The organism is uncultured Pontibacter sp., from assembly GCF_947495565.1.
Lineage (GTDB): Bacteria > Bacteroidota > Bacteroidia > Cytophagales > Hymenobacteraceae > Pontibacter.
This window is the reverse complement of sequence record NZ_CANLZM010000002.1, coordinates 391,249-411,047: the sequence shown is the minus strand read 5'-3', so window position 1 is coordinate 411,047 and position 19,799 is coordinate 391,249. Positions and strand designations below refer to the sequence as shown.

The window sequence follows — 19,799 nt, the reverse complement described above, 5'->3', positions numbered from 1 at the left end:
TGTTTATACTTTAATTTGGAAGCTAATCCTTAACTAATCTATCTAAACCTAATACATTAACCATGCAATTGAAACAAAAGGCCGTAGCCCTTATGGCTTTCCTGCTGCTGGGGGGTAGTAACGCCCTGGTAGCGCAAAACGATAAAACAGACCTGAGCGTGGAGAAAATCATGCGCGACCCGAAATGGATCGGCACTTCTCCAAGTAATGTATTTTGGTCTGAAGACGGTAAGAAGATATACTTTAACTGGAACCCGGACGGAAACCGCCAGGACTCGCTGTACAGTGTAAATGCAGACGGTAAAAACCTGCAGAAAGTAACCGCCAAGGAGCGCCGCAACTTGCCTGCCCAGCGCGGCGTGTATAACCGTGCGGAAACTAAAAAGGTGTATGAGAAGAACGGCGATATTTATCTGTATGATACAAAATCTGGCAAGGCGCAGCAGGTAACCAATACCGTGGAGCGCGAAAGCAGCCCGACTTTTAGCCACAACGAGCAGAAGATAGTATACACGAAAGACAGCAACCTTTTTGCCTGGAGCATCGGTAGCGGACAGACAATGCAGCTGACAGACTTTAAAAAAGGCCGCAAGCAGGCAGAAGAAGGTAAAAACGCACAACGCGACTGGCTGAAGGAGCAGCAGCTGACATTGCTCCAGATCATGCGCGAGCGCAAAGAAGACAAAGAGGCCGCCGAAAAGCAGCAGAAACTGGACAGCCCTAACCGCCCGAAGGAAATCTATGTGGAGGAGAAGATAGTGAATAACGCCACGTTGGGGCCCAACGAGCGCTTTATTACTTACCAGCTCATCTCTCGCCCTAAAAATGCTAACGTCACCATCGTCCCAGACTTTGTAACCGAGTCGGGTTACACAGAGGACATTAAGACCAGAACCAAAGTAGGCGACGCGCAGAACAGCTACGAGTTCTTTGTCTACGATACGCAGCGCGATACTGCTTATGCCGTGCTGATGAACGACGTGGAAGGTATTTACGACCAGCCGGCTTACCTGCTGCAGCAGGAGGCGAAGGCAAGTGCCGCAGCCAGTGCAGCAGATAGCAAAACCAAAAAGCCTGAGCTGCGCGCTACAGCTCTGTTTGGGCCTTACTGGTCAGATAATGGCAAGCACGCTGTGGTGGTTGCCCGCTCTGCCGATAACAAAGACCGTTGGATTTTAAAGCTGGACCCGGTCACTGCCAAGCTTACGCTGCTGGACCGCCAGCGAGATGAGGCTTGGATTAACGGCCCCGGCATTAGCTACGGCCCCGGCGACATCGGCTGGATGCCAGACAACGAGAGCGTTTGGTTTCATTCTGAAGAAAGCGGGTACTCGCATCTGTATGCAGTTAATATAAAAGGCGGTAAAAAGAAGGCCCTTACCAGCGGTAAGTTTGAGGTGTCTGATGTACGCATGTCTGACGACAAGAAAAACTTCTACTTCACAGCCAATAAGGTGCATCCGGGCGAGAAGTACTTCTACCGCATGCCGGTAAACGGTGGCGAGCTGGTTCAGCTAACAAGCACATCTGGAGCCCACGAGGTGGAACTGTCACCAGACGAAAAGCACCTGGCCATACGGTCTTCCTACAGCAACAGGCCATGGGAACTGTTTGTGATGGACAACAAGAAGAATGCTAAACCAAAGCAGGTCACCAACTCCCTAACCGAAGAGTTTAAGTCTTATGACTGGCGTGAGCCGGAGGTAATTACCTTTAGGGCGGAAGACGGCGCAGATGTGTATGCCCGCTTGTATCAGCCTGAAAACCCGCAGCAAAACGGACCTGCTGTTATATTTGTGCATGGTGCTGGTTACCTGCAAAACGCGCATAAGTGGTGGAGCTCCTACTTCCGCGAGTACATGTTCCACAACTTCCTGGCAGACCAGGGCTATACCGTATTGGATATTGATTACCGTGGCAGCGCAGGCTATGGCCGCGATGTGCGTACTGGCATCTACCAGTTTATGGGCGGCAAAGACCTTAGCGACCATGTGGACGGAGCGAAGCACCTGGTAGAGAAGTATAACATAGACCCAAAGCGTATAGGTATTTACGGCGGTTCTTACGGCGGCTTCATCACCTTGATGGCCATGTTTACCGAGCCGGATGTGTTTGCGGCGGGTGCAGCCTTACGCTCGGTAACGGATTGGGCACATTACAACCACGGCTATACTTCCAACATTCTTAACACTCCATATACGGACAGCACAGCCTATGCAAAGAGCTCACCTATCTACTATGCAGAAGGGCTGCAGGGGGCTTTGCTAATCTGCCATGGTATGGTAGATACCAATGTGCACTTCCAGGATGTGGTGCGCCTCACACAGCGCCTGATAGAGTTGGGTAAGGATAACTGGGAGTTGGCTGTTTACCCTGTAGAGGATCACGGTTTTACAGAGCCAACCAGCTGGACAGATGAGTATAAGCGGATATACAAACTGTTTGAGGAGAACCTGAAAGAGAAGAAATAAGGCATAGGCTTTTCTTTGTGAAGAAGGCGTGTGGTGCGAAAGTGCTACACGCCTTCTTGCTTTTAGGCAAGTGCAAAAGTATAAGTATATTGTAAACTAAATATTTGTTTCGTCTAAAAATTTGCAGCAATTTACAGGAGTGGGCAATTCTGCTGTACGCCAGTTCCAGCAGAAGGCTTTAACTAGATGGGTGCTACTTGTTAGCATGTATTTCTGGCTGTTTCACAACAAAATTGAAAAAATATAAGAAGAGTGGTTTTGTTTGTAAGATGTTATAAAATAAGGATTTAAAGTTTGCCGAATCCTGTTTTTACGTTCAAAAATGATCTTAGTTTAACCATTCGGGCATTTTTTTTTTGACATATAGGGAATGTGTTATGACATAGAGTTATATTTGAGAAACAACTAATAACTATTTTACCAATCAATCTAATCTAACTTTATGAGAAAAGTTCTATTATTTGGTTTGGTGATGTTCCTAACGCTTGTTAGCCAAGCATGGGCGCAGAATCAAACTATTTCAGGTAAGGTAACTGATCAGAGCAACGGAGAAGGGTTGCCTGGCGTAGCCGTCCTTGTAAAAGGAACTACGGTAGGTACCACTACAAGCTTTGATGGCAGTTACACGATTAATGTTCCTAGCAATGCTACTACATTAGTTTACCGTTTCATTGGCTATTTGTCTGTTGAGAAGCCAATTGGCAATGCCGCAGAAATCAATGTTGCCCTTGAGAGCGATACTAAGCTTCTTGAAGAGGTAGTAGTGGTGGGCTATGGTACTCAAAGCAAGGCAAGAGTTACATCTGCTATTTCGCGTGTAGAGTCAAAAGAAATTGCTGAGCAACCAGTTCCTAACGTTGCGCAGGCTCTGCAAGGCCGTGTAGCTGGTGTGCAAATTACGTCTGGCTCTGGCCGTCCTGGTGCTCCTATTTCAGTAAACGTAAGAGGTAGAGCATCTCTTGAGGCCGGAAACGATCCACTGTACGTAGTGGATGGTGTGATTTTGCCTAGCAACAACAACGTGACACCAAGCACTGTAGGTGCCGGTATCTCTCCGCTTGCTAACCTTAACCCAGAGGATATCGAATCTGTGGAGGTATTGAAAGATGCCGCTGCCGCCGCTATCTACGGTTCAAGAGGTTCAAACGGTGTTGTAATCATTACTACTAAATCAGGTAAGGGTAACAAGTCTAGAATTAACTTGTCGACTTACACTGGTTTCCAGTCGCTTACAAAGAAGAAAGACGTGCTTAACGCTTCTGAATACAGATCTATGTATAACGAAGCTCGCCAAAGCATCGGCTTAACTCCTCTGTTCACTCAGGAGCAAATCAATAACCCAGAGCATGATGTGGATTGGGTTGACGAGGTTCTGAATGACAACTCTAGAGTAAACAGTATAAACCTGTCTATTGCCTCAGCGGGCAACCAGAAAACTCAGTTCTATACTTCCCTGAACTACTTCCAGCAGGATGGTGCATTGAAGAGAGGTGAGTTCGAGCGTTACTCTGTAAGAACAAACGTAACACATGATGTTACAGATAACATCAAAATTGGCTCTAACCTTGCGATTTCTAGAACTCAGCGAGATGAGACGCCTGTGGATAACAGCATTTTCTCTCCGTTCCCGAGAGCTACGATGGCAAGACCAGACCAGCCTATCTTCAATGAGGATGGTACTTACGCTATCAATGACTTCAACAACCCTGTTCAGATGTTCCTGTCTGACAACTATGTTAACCTGACAAACCTTTTCAACAGCTCTTTCGCTGAAGTCAAAGTGCTGCCAGGCTTGAAGTTCCGTTCATCAGTGGGTGTGGACCTTACCTACCTTGACCAAAGAACTTACAACCCAACAAACTCTCTTTCAGGTCAGGGTTCTAACGGCTCAGCTTCTTCAGGATATGTTCAGACGCAAAACATCCTGACAACGCAAACACTATCTTACGGCAAGGACTTCTTTGACGAGAGATTAAACGTAGATGCGACTGCAGTGTACGAGTTCCAGTGGAACAACAGAGAGAACAACCGTGTAGATGGCAACAACTTCCCATCTGACTTAACACCTTACATTACTTCTGCTGCTCAAATATCTGGTGGTACTGCAAGCCGCACTGTATTCAGAATCGAATCTATGCTTGCCAGAGTAAACATGGCTTGGGAGAACAAGTACCTGTTAGGTGCTTCCATTAGAAGAGATGGATCTTCTAAAATTCCAGTGGATGGCAGATTTGGTTACTTCCCAGCTGTTTCAGCAGGATGGATTGTTTCTGAAGAAGACTTCTTGAGCAACAACGATGTAATTAGCTTCTTGAAAATCAGATCTAGCTACGGTGAAACAGGTAACCAAGAGGGTATCGGTAACTTCCAATCTAGAAGACTAATCGGAGGTGGCTTTAACTACAACGATCAGCCTGGATTTGCGCTTAGCGTAATCGGTAGCCCTAACCTGAAGTGGGAAACTACAGCACAGTTCGACGCTGGATTTGAGGTGTCTTTGTTCAACAACAGAATCGATCTTTCTGCTGATTACTACCAGAAAAAGACAAAAGACCTGCTGTTGTTCAGACCAATCCCAACTACAACTGGCTTTAACTCAATTTTGGAGAACATTGGTAATATAGAAGGCAGAGGCTTCGACTTTGCTTTAACTACTCACAACTTCAAAGGCGACTTTATATGGAATACTACTTTGAACTTGTCTACTTACAAGAACGAAGTTAAAAACCTGTTCGAAGATCAGCCAATTGACGGTAGCTTTGTAACAAGAACAGCAGTTGGACAGCCTTTAGGTGCATTCTTCCTTATCAAATCCCTAGGAGTAGATCCAGAGACGGGAGACATGATGTATGAAGACATCAACGAAGACGGTAAAATCAACAGTTTAGACAGACAGTTCTTAGGTAACCCTCTGGCAGACTTTTACGGTGGTATCACCAACAACCTGAGCTATAAAAACTTTGACCTGAATGTGTTCTTCCAGTACTCATATGGTAACGATGTGTACAACATGAATGCAGAGGGCACAGGTGGTGCTACCAGCTTAGGTGCGAATGCTTCAGCTGCAGGTGCTCCTACCAATGTGTTCAGAGATGCATACGAGGGAAGATGGACGCCTGAGAACCCTAATGCAGACTATCCAAGAATTGTAGCCGGATCAGCTGGTATCACTAACAATCAACGTTCTTCTAGATACCTAGAAGATGGTAGCTACTTAAGGTTAAAGAACATCACGTTAGGCTACAACTTGCCTACAAACTTGGTTTCTAAAGTAAAACTTAGCAGCGCCAGAATATATGTAACAGGCCAGAACATACTGACCTTTACTGATTATAGCGGTTTTGATCCTGAGGCATCTACATCTTTTGATGTTAGCAACGCTGGTGTGGATCAGGGAGCTATTCCTCAGTTCAAAACCTATACTGTTGGTGTAAATATTGGCTTATAAGATAATTCAGACAATGAACTATAAATTTTTAACATCTATTTTATTAGGAGCTACGCTGACGTTAGCATCTTCCTGCGAAGAAAAGCTAAATGTAGAGCCAGTAGCTCAGCTATCGCCTGAGGTGGTGGGAGCTGAGGATGCTCCAAAATTACTGCGAGGCATCTACGATGCGCTGCAAAATGGTAATACAAGCTTCTATTACCTTAGCTATGCCACAGAAGACTTATCTGCTGACAACCTACGTTACAGAGCTACCTTCTTTCAGCACGGTGAGGTTAATGACAATACTATCTTAACTAACAATGTACTGGTATCAAGGTATTTTAACGGTCCTTATGTTGTTATTCAGCGTGCCAACGATCTGCTTGAGATCCTAAATAATAACACTAGCATTCCTGATAATGTTAAGCAGCCTCTTTTAGGTCAGGCGTACTTCCTGCGTGCCTATGGCTACTATCGTTTGGTGACTCTTTTCGGAGGCGTTCCAATCGTGAATGACAGAGATATCACCAAGGTTCCAAGAAACAGCCAAGATGAGGTATATGCCCAGATCATTAGCGATCTTGAAGCTAGCCTTGCCAATGGAGCTGAATTCACTAACAGCAAGTTTGCCTCTATTCAGGCAGCGAAGGCCCTGTTAGCGCGTGTGTACCTAATTAGAGGTGAGTGGGCGTTGGCAAAGCAGTATGCTGATGAAGTAATTAACTCAGGAGAATTTGCGTTGACGTCTGATTACGCATCGATGTTTACGGCACCGTATGAGTCTTCAGAGCATATCTTCAAGCTGAACTATACAGCTACAGAGGCTGAGAACTCTCTGGATTATTTCCTGCAGCACCCAACAATGCCAGGCTCAGGCCGAGCGGAGCTTCCAGTTGACCCATCGTTAGTAGAAGCTTACGAGGAAGGCGATGAAAGAAAGGCTGCCTCTATTGTAGAGATACCTGCTCCTACAGCTGCCTCAGGGTTCTATACTAAGAAGTTTCAAGACCCAACCGGTAATGGAGCTGTGCCAATGTATATCCTGAGAATTGCTGAAATGTACTTGATTTCTGCTGAGGCGCAATTCCAGATCTCTGGCAACACTGCTGACCCAGTTGTGCTGGAAAGAATAAATGCTGTAAGAACTAACAGAGGTCTGGGTGCCCTGACTTCAGTAGATCTTTATGACATTATTCAAGAAAGAAGAGTGGAGCTTGCTTTTGAAGGAACTAGATGGACTGACATGAAGAGAACTCCATCTGAGACAAACCCTCAGAAGTCTTTGGCGACTGTATTCTTAGAGGCTAAAGGTAGAACTGCTAATGACCAGTTGTACCCAATCCCTCAAAGTGCAATTGACAGAAATGAGCTTTTACTGCCTAACAACCCAGGTTATTAATCAGTAAAGGTGAAATAAAAAAGGCGGCGCAGAATTTCTGCGCCGCCTTTTTTATTTTCACTGTCCCGTCCTGAAATTGGTTGACACTAAAAACAACCTTTATATGGAAAACGCGACAGAGAAAAAAAGCAGCCGCACCCAGTGTGACTACACCCCTGGCTTTTAATTGGCCGTGGTAGCCGAGGTCGAGCAGGGGGATTTGACCTACAAACAGGTCCATAAAAAGTACGGCATCCAGGGGAAAAGCACCGTTTTGGTTTGGCTCCGAAAGCACGGCAGACTATCTTGGGACTTCAACCCAGTCGCTATGCTCCAGACACCCAACCAACGCATCAAGGAGCTCGAGGCCTTACTGGCCGCAGCTGAGAAAAGAGCCAGCGAGGCCGAGCTCAAGGTCAGGCTGCTGGACACCATCATCGACGTGGCCGAGGGGCAGATGGGAATCCAGATCCGAAAAAAGCCTGCGGCCAAGCCGTCGAGCAGCTCCGCCAGCAAGGGCAGATAAGCTTTTCACTAGCCTGCCGGCTGCTTGGCCACAGCAGACAAGCCTATTACCAGCGGCAGGCAAGGGCCCTGGAACAAAAGGAGTTGGCTGGCCGGGCCGTGGAACTGGTGCAGCAGATCCGCCTTCAGATGCCGCGCCTGGGCACCCGTAAACTGTTTTACCTGCTGCAGGGGCAGCTCGGGATGGGACGGGACAGGCTCTTCTCCATCCTTCGGGAGCGGGGGCTGCAGTACTGCTCACAGGAGTACCAGCAACTGCTGGCTGCAGCGCAGATAAAGCCGAGCATGACGGAGAAGTACGACCCATACCAGAACGCGGCGGCCGACGGGTCAATGGCACTCTGAAGTATGAGTTTGAGTTGGAAAGGGGCTTTGCCCACCACCTGGAGGCTGTGCAGGTGATCCGGGAGTCGGTGGGCATTTATAACAACCTCAGGCCCCACCTTTCGTGCCATTACCTGACGCCCGAGCAGATGCACCGGCAGCAGGAACTCGAGGTGAAACCGTGGAAAAAGAAGACCTCCAACACTAGGCATTGGAGGTCTTTAATTAAAAAGTAACTTCGTCTCAAAATCGTCAACTTACTTCAGGACGAGACACACCTTAAGCACCATAAACTGAAAAGTTGATTAACAAAATGACAGCTCATTTCAGAAATTATAAGTAAGCTGTGCCCCATTAAAGTATCTGCTCGATACTGGCACCAGTCCAATATTTTTGTTTTTAGCTCTCCTATGCAGCTCCGGCACCAGAATGCCAATAGTTGTGCCCACAGCATAGCCAACAATATTATCGCTGAGGAAGTGCTTGCCAGCCTTTAAACGCAAGAAACCTACAGCAGCTGGCACAGCGGCGGCAGCGGCCCAAATGTATGGGCGAGCAGGCGAATCAGGATTAAAATCGTGGTATACTTTGGCAAGAAAGAAAGTGGCTGTAGCTGTGGCGGCTGTATGGCCTGCGTAAAAAGAATTAGTGGCCTGTTTATCTGTTTTAATTTCGACAGGGGCATCAGGAGCATAAACATATGGGCGCTTACGCCTAGACAACCCTGCTGTCATGCTATACATGCCACCTGCTAAAGATAAAGCCTGCCCGTACAGCAAGTATACTTGTGGGGCATTTTTCTTAATGTCTGGGTCCATAAGTAAGAGGAGAGGCGCCAGGAAAGAACCGTAAAAAGGAAAGTCACTTATTGTCTCGGCGCTGGTGCTGTAATTGCCAGCCGCGAACCGGTCAAAGCTATTTACATCAGACTGGCTTAAACCCATTAAATCAGCCTCCGTTAACCTATCTTTGTTTTCAATCAATATGTTGCCTGCCACTGTAGCTCCAATCGCACCCACTGCAATGCCGCCGTCGCGGAGCCAGTTTGTACTGTAAGGGGAGGAACTTGTTGAAGCCTGCCCCCATACAGCACATGGTAATAACAGTAGCCAAAGCAGCAGTCTCATGTTTAGAATGTATAGGTCATCAACGCTCCGTTAAAATACTTGCCGGATACCGGCACCAGGCTAATATTGCGCTTGTTTGCCTTTTTGTGGAGCTGCGGCACCAGTATACCAGCGGCAGCACCCATAGCATAGCCTAACAGGTTATCGCTCAGGAAGTGCTTGCCGGCTTTCAGGCGCAGGTATCCTACGGCTGCCGGTACAGCTGCTGCGGCCGCCCACACATAAGGTCTGGCTCTTGAGTCAGGGTTGAAATCGTGAAAGATTTTGGCTGCAAAGAAAGTGGCACTTGCAGTGGCGGCTGTATGGCCAGCGTAAAAAGAGTTACGGGCGTTGGCGTCATTTTTTTCCGAAATATCAACTTCGCTGCTGTAAACAAGCGGACGTGTGCGCTCCACATTACCGTTAGTCATGGTAAAGAGCGCACCTGTTACGGCCATTGTCTCTACATACAGCACCAAAACCTGTCCGGCCTTATTGCCTACATTGTCATTGAGTAGCATCAGAAATGGCGTGGCGAAAGAACCATAAAACGGAAAATCGCTTATCTTCTTAGCATTTTCTGAGTCGTATCCCGCTGAAAACCTGTCAAATCCATTCACGTCATTTTTCGAGAGGGCTATGATCTGCTCTTCCGAAAGTCCGCTTTTATCCTGCATCAGAGATAGGCCATAAGCGCTTAAGCCCATGCCTGCGGCAATAATAGGGGCATCAACTTTAAAGCTAGTTTTGTAAGGGGAGTCATCCTGTGCGTAGGTGCTGCCTGTTAGAAAAGTTAAAAGGCAAAGTATAGATAGTATGCGTTTCATAAAGGGTTATATCAAAAGTTACAATTTTTTGTAGATGAACGGAGCATAATTTTAAAAGGTTGTGTTGCCTTTGGTGCGTCTCTTATCTCTGGCAGGGCCTTGCAGCCGCAACCTTTTGTGTACAAATCACTACACACCTTTGTGCAAGCCTGATATTCAGTTTCAAGTATGGCAGATTTGTCTTAGCTTTGTACCCGTTGCCAAGGGGGGCAACCGGTTTATACTTTGTACCTAAACCCACAGAAAAAATGCCTTATTTATTTACATCTGAGTCTGTGTCAGAAGGGCACCCAGATAAAGTAGCAGACCAGATTTCGGATGCGCTTCTAGACGAGTTCCTGAAGCAAGACCCACAATCAAAAGTAGCCTGCGAAACACTAGTAACCACAGGTTTGGTGGTGCTGAGCGGAGAAGTGAAGACTGAAGCTTACGTAGACGTGCAGAAAGTTGCCCGCGAGGTGATCAAGCGTATTGGGTATACAAAGTCAGAATATATGTTTGATGCGGATGCCTGCGGAGTTATCTCGGCCATCCATGAGCAATCTGCCGATATCAACCAGGGCGTTGAGCGTGCCAATCCAGAGGATCAGGGTGCAGGCGACCAGGGGATGATGTTTGGCTATGCTACAGACGAGACAGACAACTACATGCCGTTGGCACTGAGCATTTCGCACCTGCTGCTGCAGGAGCTTGCCGCCATCCGCAAAGAGGGCAAAGAGATGACCTACCTGCGCCCGGATGCAAAGTCTCAGGTTACCATCCGCTACAGCGACAATCACGTGCCGGAGAAGATAGATACTATCGTAATCTCTACGCAGCATGATGAGTTTGTGAAGGCGGAAAGCGACAGCAATGAGGCTAAGAACGAAGCCGAGCGCCGGATGGTAGACATGATTAAAGAGGATGTGAGCAATATCCTGATGCCACGGGTGCTGAAGCAGCTACCGGAGCGTACTCAGAAACTGTTCAACTCGGATATTATCTATCACATTAACCCTACCGGTAAATTTGTGATAGGAGGCCCACACGGCGACACTGGCTTAACTGGGCGTAAAATCATAGTAGATACCTATGGTGGTAAAGGAGCTCACGGCGGGGGTGCTTTCTCCGGAAAGGATTCCTCTAAAGTAGACCGCTCAGCGGCTTATGCGGCACGCCATATTGCCAAAAACCTTGTAGCTGCAGGTGTTGCCAGCCAGGCGCTGGTGCAGGTAGCTTATGCGATTGGTGTAGCCAAACCAGTTGGCCTATATGTTACTACTTACGGCTCTACCAAAGTAAAAGACGCGAGCGGCAACCTGATGAGCGATGGAGAAATTGCTGAGAAGGTAAATAAGCTGTTTGATATGCGACCTTACGCTATCGTGCAGCGCTTCGGCCTGCAGAATCCTATTTTCTCTGAAACAGCCGCTTACGGACACATGGGCAGAACACCGGGTGTGAAGTCTGTAGAGATTTCCAAGAATGGCCATAAAGAAGTAAAAGAGTTTGAAACTTTTACTTGGGAGAAGCTCGATTACGTTGATAAAATTAAAGCTGAGTTTGGTTTATAAGTATAAGTCGACTTGATGAAGCACAAAAACAGCGCAGCCTGCTAATTAAGTTTAGCAGGCTGCGCTGTTTTTGTGCTTCATACAAGCAGTAAGTAAGTATAAAGTATAAGTTAATGAGCCATTTGCTTCTCTTTAAAGCGCTTCAGCTGGCGGCGCATAGCCTCTACGGCAGCGTCGGCGGCGGCTTCAAAAGATGCGGCATCCTCCTGGGAGAATAGCGTAGACCCTGGCACAAACAGCTTAATCTCAACGGTTTTGTTATCTATACCGTCCTTGTTGTTATGTTTGAGAAACACTTCGCCTTCCACTATGCGATCATAAAATGTTTCGAGTTTGTCTACCTTCTGCTGAACGAAGTCTGCCAATTGTTGGTCTGCCTCGAAATGGATGGAATGCATCTGTAGCTTCATACGCTTTACAATTTAAAGTTGAACTTATTATGCTTTTGGGTGAGCTTTCTCGAAGATTGACTTGAGTTGCTCAATGGAATTGTGTGTGTATACTTGTGTGGCTGCCAGACTGGCATGCCCAAGTAAGTCTTTTATAGCGTTAAGGTCTGCCCCCTTATTAAGTAAGTGGGTCGCGAAGGAGTGTCGCAGCACGTGAGGGCTATTGTGTTCGGAAGTGGTTATCAAACTGATGTATTTTTTTACGACACGATAAACAAACTTCGGGTAAAGGGGCCGTTCTTTATTAGTAACGAGCAACTTTACGGAATTGTTATCGCCAAAAAAACGCTTTTTTTCAGTTTGGTAAGCATCCAGCGCCAGCAGCAGTGAGTCGTTTAGCGGCACTATGCGCTCCTTGTTGCCTTTGCCTAACACACGAACAGTTTTGGCTCTGGTTTCAATGTCTGAGGGCGCAATATTTACCAGTTCAGCAAGCCTTATGCCGGTGCCGTACAGAAACTCCAAAATCAGCCTGTCGCGCTGGCCCTCAAAATTATCCTCAAAAGTGAAGCTATCGAGCAGGTTATTAAATGGCTCCTCCTGCACAAAGCCCGGAAGCTTTTTAGTAGCCTTAGGTGCTTTAATGCGCAGCATAGGGTTCGCTTTTACGCGCTCTTGTGCCAGTAAGAATTTATAGTAGGAGCGCAGGCAGGCAATCTTCCGGTTTATAGAACGCGGCTTGATGTTATTCTGCACGAGGGTAAGTATCCAGGAGCGGATAATGGTATGGTCTGCCTCGGCGGCATCGGTAATCTGGTATACCTCTTTCAGGTAATCGGCAAACTGCCCCAGATCGGTATGATAAGAGGTAAGGGTATGCGGGCTATACCGCTTTTCGTACTGTAAGTACTTAAAAAATAAATCCATAAATTAAGGTGCCCGATTTATTCAGTCAGGTACCCTAATTTATGGAAAAATAAAATATCTTGCTAGATATACTAGTAGTTTTGGTCAGCAAACATCTGCTGCTTGTACACAGCTCTCTCTTTTTGCTTTCTTTTTGAAATAGATGGCTTCTCAAAATAAGCTCTTGAGCGCAGTTCTTTCAAAACTCCAGTTCTCTCAAATTTCTTCTTGAATCTCTTCAGAGCACGGTCTACAGACTCGTTATCTTTTACGTTTACAATGATCATATTATTCCTCGCTTCTCTTTGGATTTAGGGTTGCAAATTTAAGCAACCTTACACTTAAAAATCAACTTATTGGCTAATTATTTATCAGCCAAGGGTGTTTTATTTTAAAAAGTAGGGGAGAAGCCGCTTTTTAGCCTCTCCCGCACACTTTTACTTTAACATAGCTCTTGAGATAACAAGCTTCTGTATCTCACTTGTTCCCTCGCCTATGGTGCAAAGCTTGGCATCGCGGTAATATTTTTCGGCAGGGTAGTCTTTGGTAAAGCCGTAGCCGCCAAAAATCTGTACCCCCTCATTAGCCACTCTTACCGATACTTCTGAGGCATAAAGCTTCGCCATGGCAGATTCTTTATTTACGTTCAGGCCACGGTTCTTCATATCAGCAGCCTGGTAAGTAAGCAGCGATGCCGCTTCGATCTCTGTAGCCATGTCTGCTAGCTTAAAGGCAATACCTTGAAAAGCAGAGATTGGTTTGTTAAACTGGTGGCGCTCTTTAGAGTAGGCCAAAGCTGCCTCGAAAGCTCCTTGTGCAATACCTAAGGATAAGGCTGCGATAGAAATACGGCCGCCGTCCAATACTTTCATAGCCTGCACGAATCCTTCACCTACCTCGCCCAGAATCTGGTCTTTGTGCACACGGCAGTCCTGGAAGATAAGTTCTGTAGTCTCAGAGGCACGCATGCCCAGTTTGTCTTCTTTGCGGCCGGCGCTAAAGCCTTCAGTGCCTTTCTCTATCACGAAAGCCGTCATACCGTGGGAGTCGCCTACCTCGCCGGTGCGTACAATCACAACAGCCACGTTTCCGGATTTACCGTGTGTGATAAAGTTTTTGGCTCCGTTGATTACCCAGTAATCGCCGTCCTGTACAGCTACAGTGCGCATGTTGCCAGCATCCGAGCCTGTGTTTGGCTCCGTCAGTCCCCAGGCACCTATCCACTCGGCAGTAGCTAGCTTAGGCAGGTATTTCTTTTTCTGCTCTTCGTTGCCGAATTGCAGGATGTGGCCTGTGCAAAGCGAGTTGTGCGCCGCCATAGAAAGGCCAATAGAGCCATCAATTTTAGAAAGCTCTGCGATAGCGGTAACGTACTCCAGATAACCAAAGCCTGAGCCGCCATACTCTGTAGGCACGAGCACACCCATCAGGCCTAGTTCTCCAAGCTTTTTGAAGACCTCCACCGGAAACTCCTGTGACTCGTCCCACTCCATCATCTTGGGTTTAATGTGCTTTGCGCCGAAATCACGGACCATGTCCGCAATCATGCGCTGGTTTTCAGTTGTTTTTAATTCCATGTATAGTCTGGGTTCAATTAAGGTGATATGTAGCTTCTGTAACGATATTGCATTATCGGTTGTTTACAAAGCTATATAAATAAGGGCAAAGCACCAATCAGTAATATAGTTTTAAGCGTATGTAAAAGAGGGGGATGCGACAGGGCAGCTTTATTTTGACACTGATTTTAATTTCTGTTATTTTGAAGTTTGTTTGCTGTGCTGCCCTTTGCAGCAGGGCCACAGGAATCAATGTTGGTTAGATGATACAGTTTTTGAAGAACCTGTTTGGGGGGAGTGATCCCGTGCTGGAGGTCTCGTTGAGCGAACTCGGCGTAGATATGCACTCGCATATCCTGCCGGGCATAGACGATGGGTCCGATAGCCTGGAGCAATCACTGGAACTGGTGAGGGGCATGAAAGAGCTGGGTTACCGCAAGCTGGTCATGACGCCGCACATCATGAGCGACTTCTACAAAAACACGCCTGAAATTATACGAGGAAAGCTTGCTTTGCTCCGACAGGCGGTAGAAGAGGCAGGTATAGAAATGGAACTGGAGTGCGCGGCAGAATATTATCTGGACGAAGGCCTGCTAGATAAGCTGGACAGAGATGAGGAACTGCTTACGTTCGGTCAAAACTATCTGCTGTTTGAAACATCTTTCCTCAACGAGCCCCTAAACCTGCGCGAAACTATTTTTAAGATGCGCTCTAAAGGGTACCAACCGGTGCTGGCGCACCCTGAGCGCTATACTTACTTTTATGGCAAGTATGAGGAGCTAATTGCGTTGCGGGAGCTAGGCGTAATGTTTCAGCCCAACCTCAACTCATTGGTAGGCTATTATTCGTCGGGGGCAAAAGAGGTGGCGGAGCGGCTGATAGAGCAAGGCTTCGTGGATTTTTTGGGAACTGACACACACGGGCTGAAGCACATTGCCTCGTTACATAAGGTCCTTAGCTCAAAGCACCTGGTTAAAGCACTGGCCTTGCCGCTGCGCAACAGGCAATTATAATTCACTTCATACTTTATACTTCCACAAACCATGGTATTTGTAACGGGCGGCAGTGGCCTGATCGGCAGTTTTCTGATTCCGGAACTTTTGCGGCAAGGGCACCAGGTAAAGGCGCTTTACCGCAACGAAATTCCTGCCGTAGCCGGTGCCGAAAAAGTGCAGTGGCTACAGGGCGATATTTTAGACCCGGCACTGCTGCGCGATGCTCTGACCGATGTGAAGTATGTTTTCCATAGTGCCGGCCTCGTTTCTTATGCGCCGCAGGATGAGGAACTGCTGAAGCAGATAAATATTGAAGGCACGGCCAACATAGTGGATGCCTGTCTGGAGGCCGGAAGTATAAAACTGTGCCACGTCAGCTCCATAGCAGCCGTCGGGCGGCCAAAAAATGTGGAGCAGCTGACAGAAAAGGCCAAGTGGGACCCTGCCGCGGACCTGTCTGCCTATGCCAGCTCTAAATACTTTGGAGAGTTGGAAGTATGGCGCGGGGTAGCCGAAGGACTAAATGCCGTTATTGTGAATCCCTCAATTATACTTGGCCCCGCCGACTGGAGCCGCAGCAGCACGCAGCTTTTCAAGTATGTTTATAACGAGCGGCCTTTCTATACTGGTGGCGAAGCCAACTTTGTGGATGTGCGCGATGTGGTAGAGGCTATGCTGCAGCTCACCTTCTCGGAAATATCAGGAGAAAGGTTTATTTTGAATGCCGAGCAGATGAGCTATAAATCGTTTTTTGAGAATACGGCAAACTGCTTCAGCAAGAAAGCTCCCAGCGTAAGGGTGCCGGCGCTATTGGCGGAGGTGGTGTGGCGGCTGGAGCATGTGCGCTCTTGGCTTACCGGCCGTCGGCCGCTTATCACCAAAGACACGGCGCGGGTATCCAAAAAAACACACTTCTTCAGCAACGATAAAATTCGGAAGGCAATAGGGTTTGAGTTCAGGCCTGTTTCTGAATCAGTGGATTGGGTTTGCCGAGAGTTGCTGCAACAGATGGCCAATAATAGCCTGCAGCGGGTTAAATAAACTATTTGCAGGGTTAAAATGTAGTAAGGAAAAGGCTGTTTTGATACGGCTTGTTGGATACTGGAGATGAAAGAGAACTTTGATGAACACAGCGAAGAGCTGGAACTTATACAGCGTTTCGAGCGCATGCTCGGGAGCAATGAAACCGCTTTTTTTGACCTCACAGATTTTGAGTATATCATAGATCATTATACTGCAAACTTTGAGTATAAGAAGGCTTTAGCCGCTTGCAACTCTGCGTTGGTGCAGTATCCTTTTTCCACAGAGCTGCAGATAGACAAGGCGCAGCTGTTGGCCATGTCCGGCAGCTTCGAGGAAGCCCTCGAAATAATCAACAAAGTGGCAGAGGTAGAGCCAGAGAACGCTGACGTGCAGCTGACTCGCGGCATAATTTATACCCAGCGCGGCGAGTTTCGGGATGCCATTGATTACTTTAAAAAAGCCCTGGCCTACGCCGATGACCGCGACGATATCTACTTTAACATCGCCTTAGCTTACCAAACCTGGGGCAAGCTTGCCTCGGCAGTTAAATACTATAAAAAGTGCGTGGAGCTGAACCCGGAGAACGAGGCGGCGATGCAGGAGATCCTTTACTGCCTCGATATCACGAATACTGTGAGCGAGATTGTGCCGTTCTTCCACAAGTTCGTAGACGATGACCCTTATTCTTATGTAGCTTGGTTTAACCTGGGCAACGTGTATAATAAGATGGGCGCCTACGACAAAGCTATCTCGGCCTACGACTATGCCACTATTATCCGCCCTGATTTTATTACAGCCTACAATAACATGGCTAACGCGCTGGTGTACATGGGCGAGTATACCAAAGCCATTGAGGCTTTCAATGCCATGATTGAGCATGGGGAGCCGAATGCAGAGATCTACTGCAACATTGGTGAGTGCTACGAGAAACTGCAGCAGTGGGACCTGTCGCGGCGCTACTACCAAAAATCTGTGGACCTGGACCCTGAAATGGATGAAGCCTGGTTTGGCATTGGCGTTATACTTGATGCCCAGGGCAAATGGTACGAGGCGGTGCACTTTTTTAAAAAAGCGGTGGAGCTTTACGATGATGGAGCGGATTACTGGGTGGCATTGGCAGCGGCAGAATATCAGGTGGGGCATGTGGTGTCGGCGCTGGAAAGCTACGAGCGTGCCTCTGAAATCCGCCCGGACGATAAGAATATTTACCTCAACTGGTCTATCATACTTTTTGAGCAGGGCAATTTTGAGCAGGCCACAGATATTATTTTAAACGCCATAGAACTGCAGCCTAAGGAGGCAGAGCTATATTATAGGGCCTGTGCTTACATGCTTTCTGCAGGAAAATACCGCGAGGCTTATAATTATCTGGAAAATGCATTAATTTTGGACTTCGACAAGCACAAGCTGCTGTTTGAGTTCTTTCCTGAGCTGGAATCGCAGCGTGCATTAGCCCGATTAATTGATCAGTACCGCAAATAAAATCAGATGAACTATACCCTTAATAGCATCCCGGAGCGTGACGCAAAACCGCGCGAACGAGGCTTTACTATGGCCATGGACAAAGGCCTCAGCATTCGTGAGGTGGAGGATTTTCTGGAAGTAGCCGGAGATTATGTTGACATTGTAAAGCTGGGCTGGGGCACGTCTTACGTGACGCCTAACCTGAAAGAGAAGCTGCAAGTATACAAGGCCGCTGGCATCCCTACTTATTTTGGGGGTACCTTGTTTGAGGCCTTTATTGTGCGCAACCAGTTCGATGACTACCGCCGTGTGCTGGATAAGTATGAAATGACTTTCGCGGAAGTATCTGACGGATCGCTGGAGATGCCTCACGACAAAAAGTGCGAATATATCTCCCAACTGGCAGAGCAGGTAACGGTGCTGTCGGAGGTGGGGTCTAAGGATGCCGAGAAAATCATCCCGCCTTACATGTGGATCAAGCTAATGAAGGCAGAGCTGGAAGCCGGCGCTTGGAAAGTAATCGGTGAAGCCCGCGAAGGCGGTAATGTGGGCCTGTTCCGCTCTACCGGCGAGGTGCGTAGCGGTCTGGTGGAAGAGATCCTGACCCAGATTCCGTTTGAGAAAATCCTTTGGGAAGCTCCTCAGAAAGCGCAGCAAGTATGGTTTATCAAGCTGCTGGGCACAAATGTAAACTTAGGGAATATTGCGCCAAACGAAGTCATTCCGCTGGAAACAATCCGTCTGGGATTGCGCGGCGATACATTTGACTCCTTCCTGAACATGGAAAAACCTTGCTAGAAGGTTAAAGTATAAACACAAAAGTATAAATTGCCCGTCGGTGTGGCCGCACGGGCAATTTTGTTTTTCAGCCGTAGCCGCATACGTATAGCTGTATCATTTTTTATGAAAAGAAGAACTTTACGAGAGTACCTGCTGCTGTTTTCTAAAGGCGTGGGCATGGGCGCCGCAGATGTGGTGCCGGGTGTGTCGGGTGGCACCATCGCTTTTATCACCGGAATTTATGAAGAGCTATTGGGCTCTATCCGCTCGGTAAACGGCGAGGCCCTGAAACTGTTGCTGCGCTTTAACCTGAAAGGCTTTTGGAGGCACATCAACGGCAACTTCCTGGTGGTGCTGTTGGCAGGCATAGGCTTGTCTTTCGCATCGCTGTCCAGGCTGATCCTGTATCTGCTGGCAAATTTCCCGGAGATGCTTTGGTCCTTCTTTTTTGGCTTAATCGTAGCGTCGGCGTTGGTGGTTGGAAAAAAAATTAGCCGCTGGACGTTGGGGGTGCTGCTGGCTGGTTTGGCCGGTGTAGCTATCGCCTTTTACATAACAGTGGCTACTCCTGGCTTTACCCCGGAGGCTTACTGGTTTATATTTATGTCTGGGGCAATAGCTATTTGTGCCATGATTTTGCCCGGAATATCAGGCAGTTTTATACTTGTGCTGTTGGCGAAGTATGAGTTTATCATGCTTTCGCTTAAAGAGCTGCGCTTGGATGTGATTGCCGTGTTCGGGTTAGGCTGCGTAACCGGTATTCTGGCTTTTTCGCATGTGCTGAATTTTATGCTGAAGCGGTTTCACAACGTAACTGTCGCGCTGCTTACAGGCTTCATGGTTGGGTCTCTAAATAAAGTATGGCCCTGGAAAGAAACTATCGAGACCTACACCGACCGCCACGGAGAGGTAAAGCCACTGGTGCAGGAAAACGTGTTGCCAGGCAACTACGAGGCTATAACAGGGCAGGAGCCATACTTGCTATATGGTGTAGTGCTGGCTATTTTCGGCTTTCTGCTCGTGTATTTGATAGACCGTTTCACTGACGATAGCACAACACAAGTATAGATTC

The 19,799-nt window shown here is 47.5% G+C and carries 16 protein-coding genes and 1 pseudogene; 10 read left to right on the top strand and 7 right to left on the bottom strand.

Annotation, left to right across the window (positions count from 1 at the left end):
* Positions 1-62 precede the first annotated feature (62 nt).
* The 3 genes from Q1B04_RS04190 (at position 63) to Q1B04_RS04180 (ending at position 7,300) form a co-directional block, all read left to right on the top strand.
* Positions 63-2,471, top strand: a complete 2,409-nt coding sequence (locus Q1B04_RS04190) for a prolyl oligopeptidase family serine peptidase (RefSeq protein ID WP_299755918.1) — start codon at positions 63-65, stop codon at positions 2,469-2,471.
* A 442-nt stretch (positions 2,472-2,913) separates the two neighbouring features.
* On the top strand, positions 2,914-5,919 hold the full coding sequence (locus Q1B04_RS04185; protein WP_299755916.1) for a TonB-dependent receptor: 3,006 nt from the start codon (positions 2,914-2,916) through the stop codon (positions 5,917-5,919).
* 13 nt (positions 5,920-5,932) lie between these two features.
* Positions 5,933-7,300 (top strand): RagB/SusD family nutrient uptake outer membrane protein, encoded by a 1,368-nt coding sequence (locus Q1B04_RS04180; RefSeq protein ID WP_299755913.1) that lies wholly within the window; start codon positions 5,933-5,935, stop codon positions 7,298-7,300.
* On the opposite strand, the gene Q1B04_RS04175 is transcribed toward Q1B04_RS04180, so the two are convergent.
* Complete coding sequence (locus tag Q1B04_RS04175) at positions 7,281-7,520, bottom strand: hypothetical protein (protein WP_299756202.1); 240 nt, start codon at positions 7,518-7,520, stop codon at positions 7,281-7,283. The two genes, Q1B04_RS04180 and Q1B04_RS04175, sit on opposite strands and share 20 nt — an antisense overlap.
* Here Q1B04_RS04175 and Q1B04_RS04170 point away from each other — a divergent pair.
* Positions 7,467-8,364: pseudogene (locus Q1B04_RS04170) on the top strand (integrase core domain-containing protein). The gene Q1B04_RS04175 and the pseudogene Q1B04_RS04170 sit on opposite strands and share 54 nt — an antisense overlap.
* A 90-nt stretch (positions 8,365-8,454) precedes the next feature.
* Here the strand turns inward: Q1B04_RS04170 and Q1B04_RS04165 are convergent.
* On the bottom strand, positions 8,455-9,255 hold the full coding sequence (locus tag Q1B04_RS04165; RefSeq protein WP_299755910.1) for a phosphatase PAP2 family protein: 801 nt from the start codon (positions 9,253-9,255) through the stop codon (positions 8,455-8,457).
* 2 nt (positions 9,256-9,257) lie between these two features.
* Positions 9,258-10,061: a phosphatase PAP2 family protein gene (locus tag Q1B04_RS04160; protein ID WP_299755907.1), complete on the bottom strand. Its 804-nt coding sequence runs from the start codon at positions 10,059-10,061 to the stop codon at positions 9,258-9,260.
* 248 nt (positions 10,062-10,309) lie between these two features.
* On the opposite strand from Q1B04_RS04160, the gene metK reads away from it, so the two are divergent.
* Positions 10,310-11,614 (top strand): methionine adenosyltransferase, encoded by a 1,305-nt coding sequence (metK, locus tag Q1B04_RS04155; RefSeq protein ID WP_299755905.1) that lies wholly within the window; start codon positions 10,310-10,312, stop codon positions 11,612-11,614.
* Positions 11,615-11,724: 110 nt separating this feature from the next.
* Here metK and raiA read toward each other — a convergent pair whose 3' ends face one another.
* The 4 genes from raiA to Q1B04_RS04135 form a co-directional block, all read right to left on the bottom strand.
* On the bottom strand, positions 11,725-12,024 hold the full coding sequence (gene raiA / locus Q1B04_RS04150) for a ribosome-associated translation inhibitor RaiA (RefSeq protein WP_299755902.1): 300 nt from the start codon (positions 12,022-12,024) through the stop codon (positions 11,725-11,727).
* A 27-nt stretch (positions 12,025-12,051) separates the two neighbouring features.
* A complete protein-coding gene (locus tag Q1B04_RS04145) occupies positions 12,052-12,930 on the bottom strand; it encodes a tyrosine-type recombinase/integrase (protein ID WP_299755899.1) in 879 nt (292 codons plus the stop codon).
* A 71-nt stretch (positions 12,931-13,001) separates the two neighbouring features.
* Positions 13,002-13,196, bottom strand: a complete 195-nt coding sequence (gene rpsU / locus Q1B04_RS04140; protein WP_299755897.1) for a 30S ribosomal protein S21 — start codon at positions 13,194-13,196, stop codon at positions 13,002-13,004.
* A gap of 150 nt (positions 13,197-13,346) precedes the next feature.
* Positions 13,347-14,486, bottom strand: a complete 1,140-nt coding sequence (locus Q1B04_RS04135) for an acyl-CoA dehydrogenase family protein (RefSeq protein WP_299755895.1) — start codon at positions 14,484-14,486, stop codon at positions 13,347-13,349.
* A 242-nt stretch (positions 14,487-14,728) separates the two neighbouring features.
* Between Q1B04_RS04135 and Q1B04_RS04130 the strand changes: the two genes are divergently transcribed.
* The 5 genes from Q1B04_RS04130 to Q1B04_RS04110 all read left to right on the top strand — a co-directional run bounded on the left by Q1B04_RS04130 (position 14,729) and on the right by Q1B04_RS04110 (position 19,795).
* On the top strand, positions 14,729-15,478 hold the full coding sequence (locus Q1B04_RS04130; RefSeq protein ID WP_299755892.1) for a CpsB/CapC family capsule biosynthesis tyrosine phosphatase: 750 nt from the start codon (positions 14,729-14,731) through the stop codon (positions 15,476-15,478).
* A 30-nt stretch (positions 15,479-15,508) separates the two neighbouring features.
* Positions 15,509-16,501 carry an NAD-dependent epimerase/dehydratase family protein gene (locus tag Q1B04_RS04125; RefSeq protein ID WP_299755889.1) on the top strand — a complete coding sequence of 331 codons (993 nt, stop codon included), beginning with the start codon at positions 15,509-15,511 and terminating at the stop codon, positions 16,499-16,501.
* A 66-nt stretch (positions 16,502-16,567) separates the two neighbouring features.
* Positions 16,568-17,965 carry a tetratricopeptide repeat protein gene (locus Q1B04_RS04120; protein WP_299755887.1) on the top strand — a complete coding sequence of 466 codons (1,398 nt, stop codon included), beginning with the start codon at positions 16,568-16,570 and terminating at the stop codon, positions 17,963-17,965.
* A 6-nt stretch (positions 17,966-17,971) separates the two neighbouring features.
* Positions 17,972-18,745, top strand: a complete 774-nt coding sequence (locus Q1B04_RS04115; RefSeq protein WP_299755885.1) for a phosphosulfolactate synthase — start codon at positions 17,972-17,974, stop codon at positions 18,743-18,745.
* 105 nt (positions 18,746-18,850) lie between these two features.
* The gene (locus Q1B04_RS04110) at positions 18,851-19,795 is read left to right on the top strand and encodes a DUF368 domain-containing protein (protein ID WP_299755882.1); all 945 of its coding nucleotides are present in this window, start codon (positions 18,851-18,853) and stop codon (positions 19,793-19,795) included.
* Positions 19,796-19,799 lie beyond the last annotated feature (4 nt).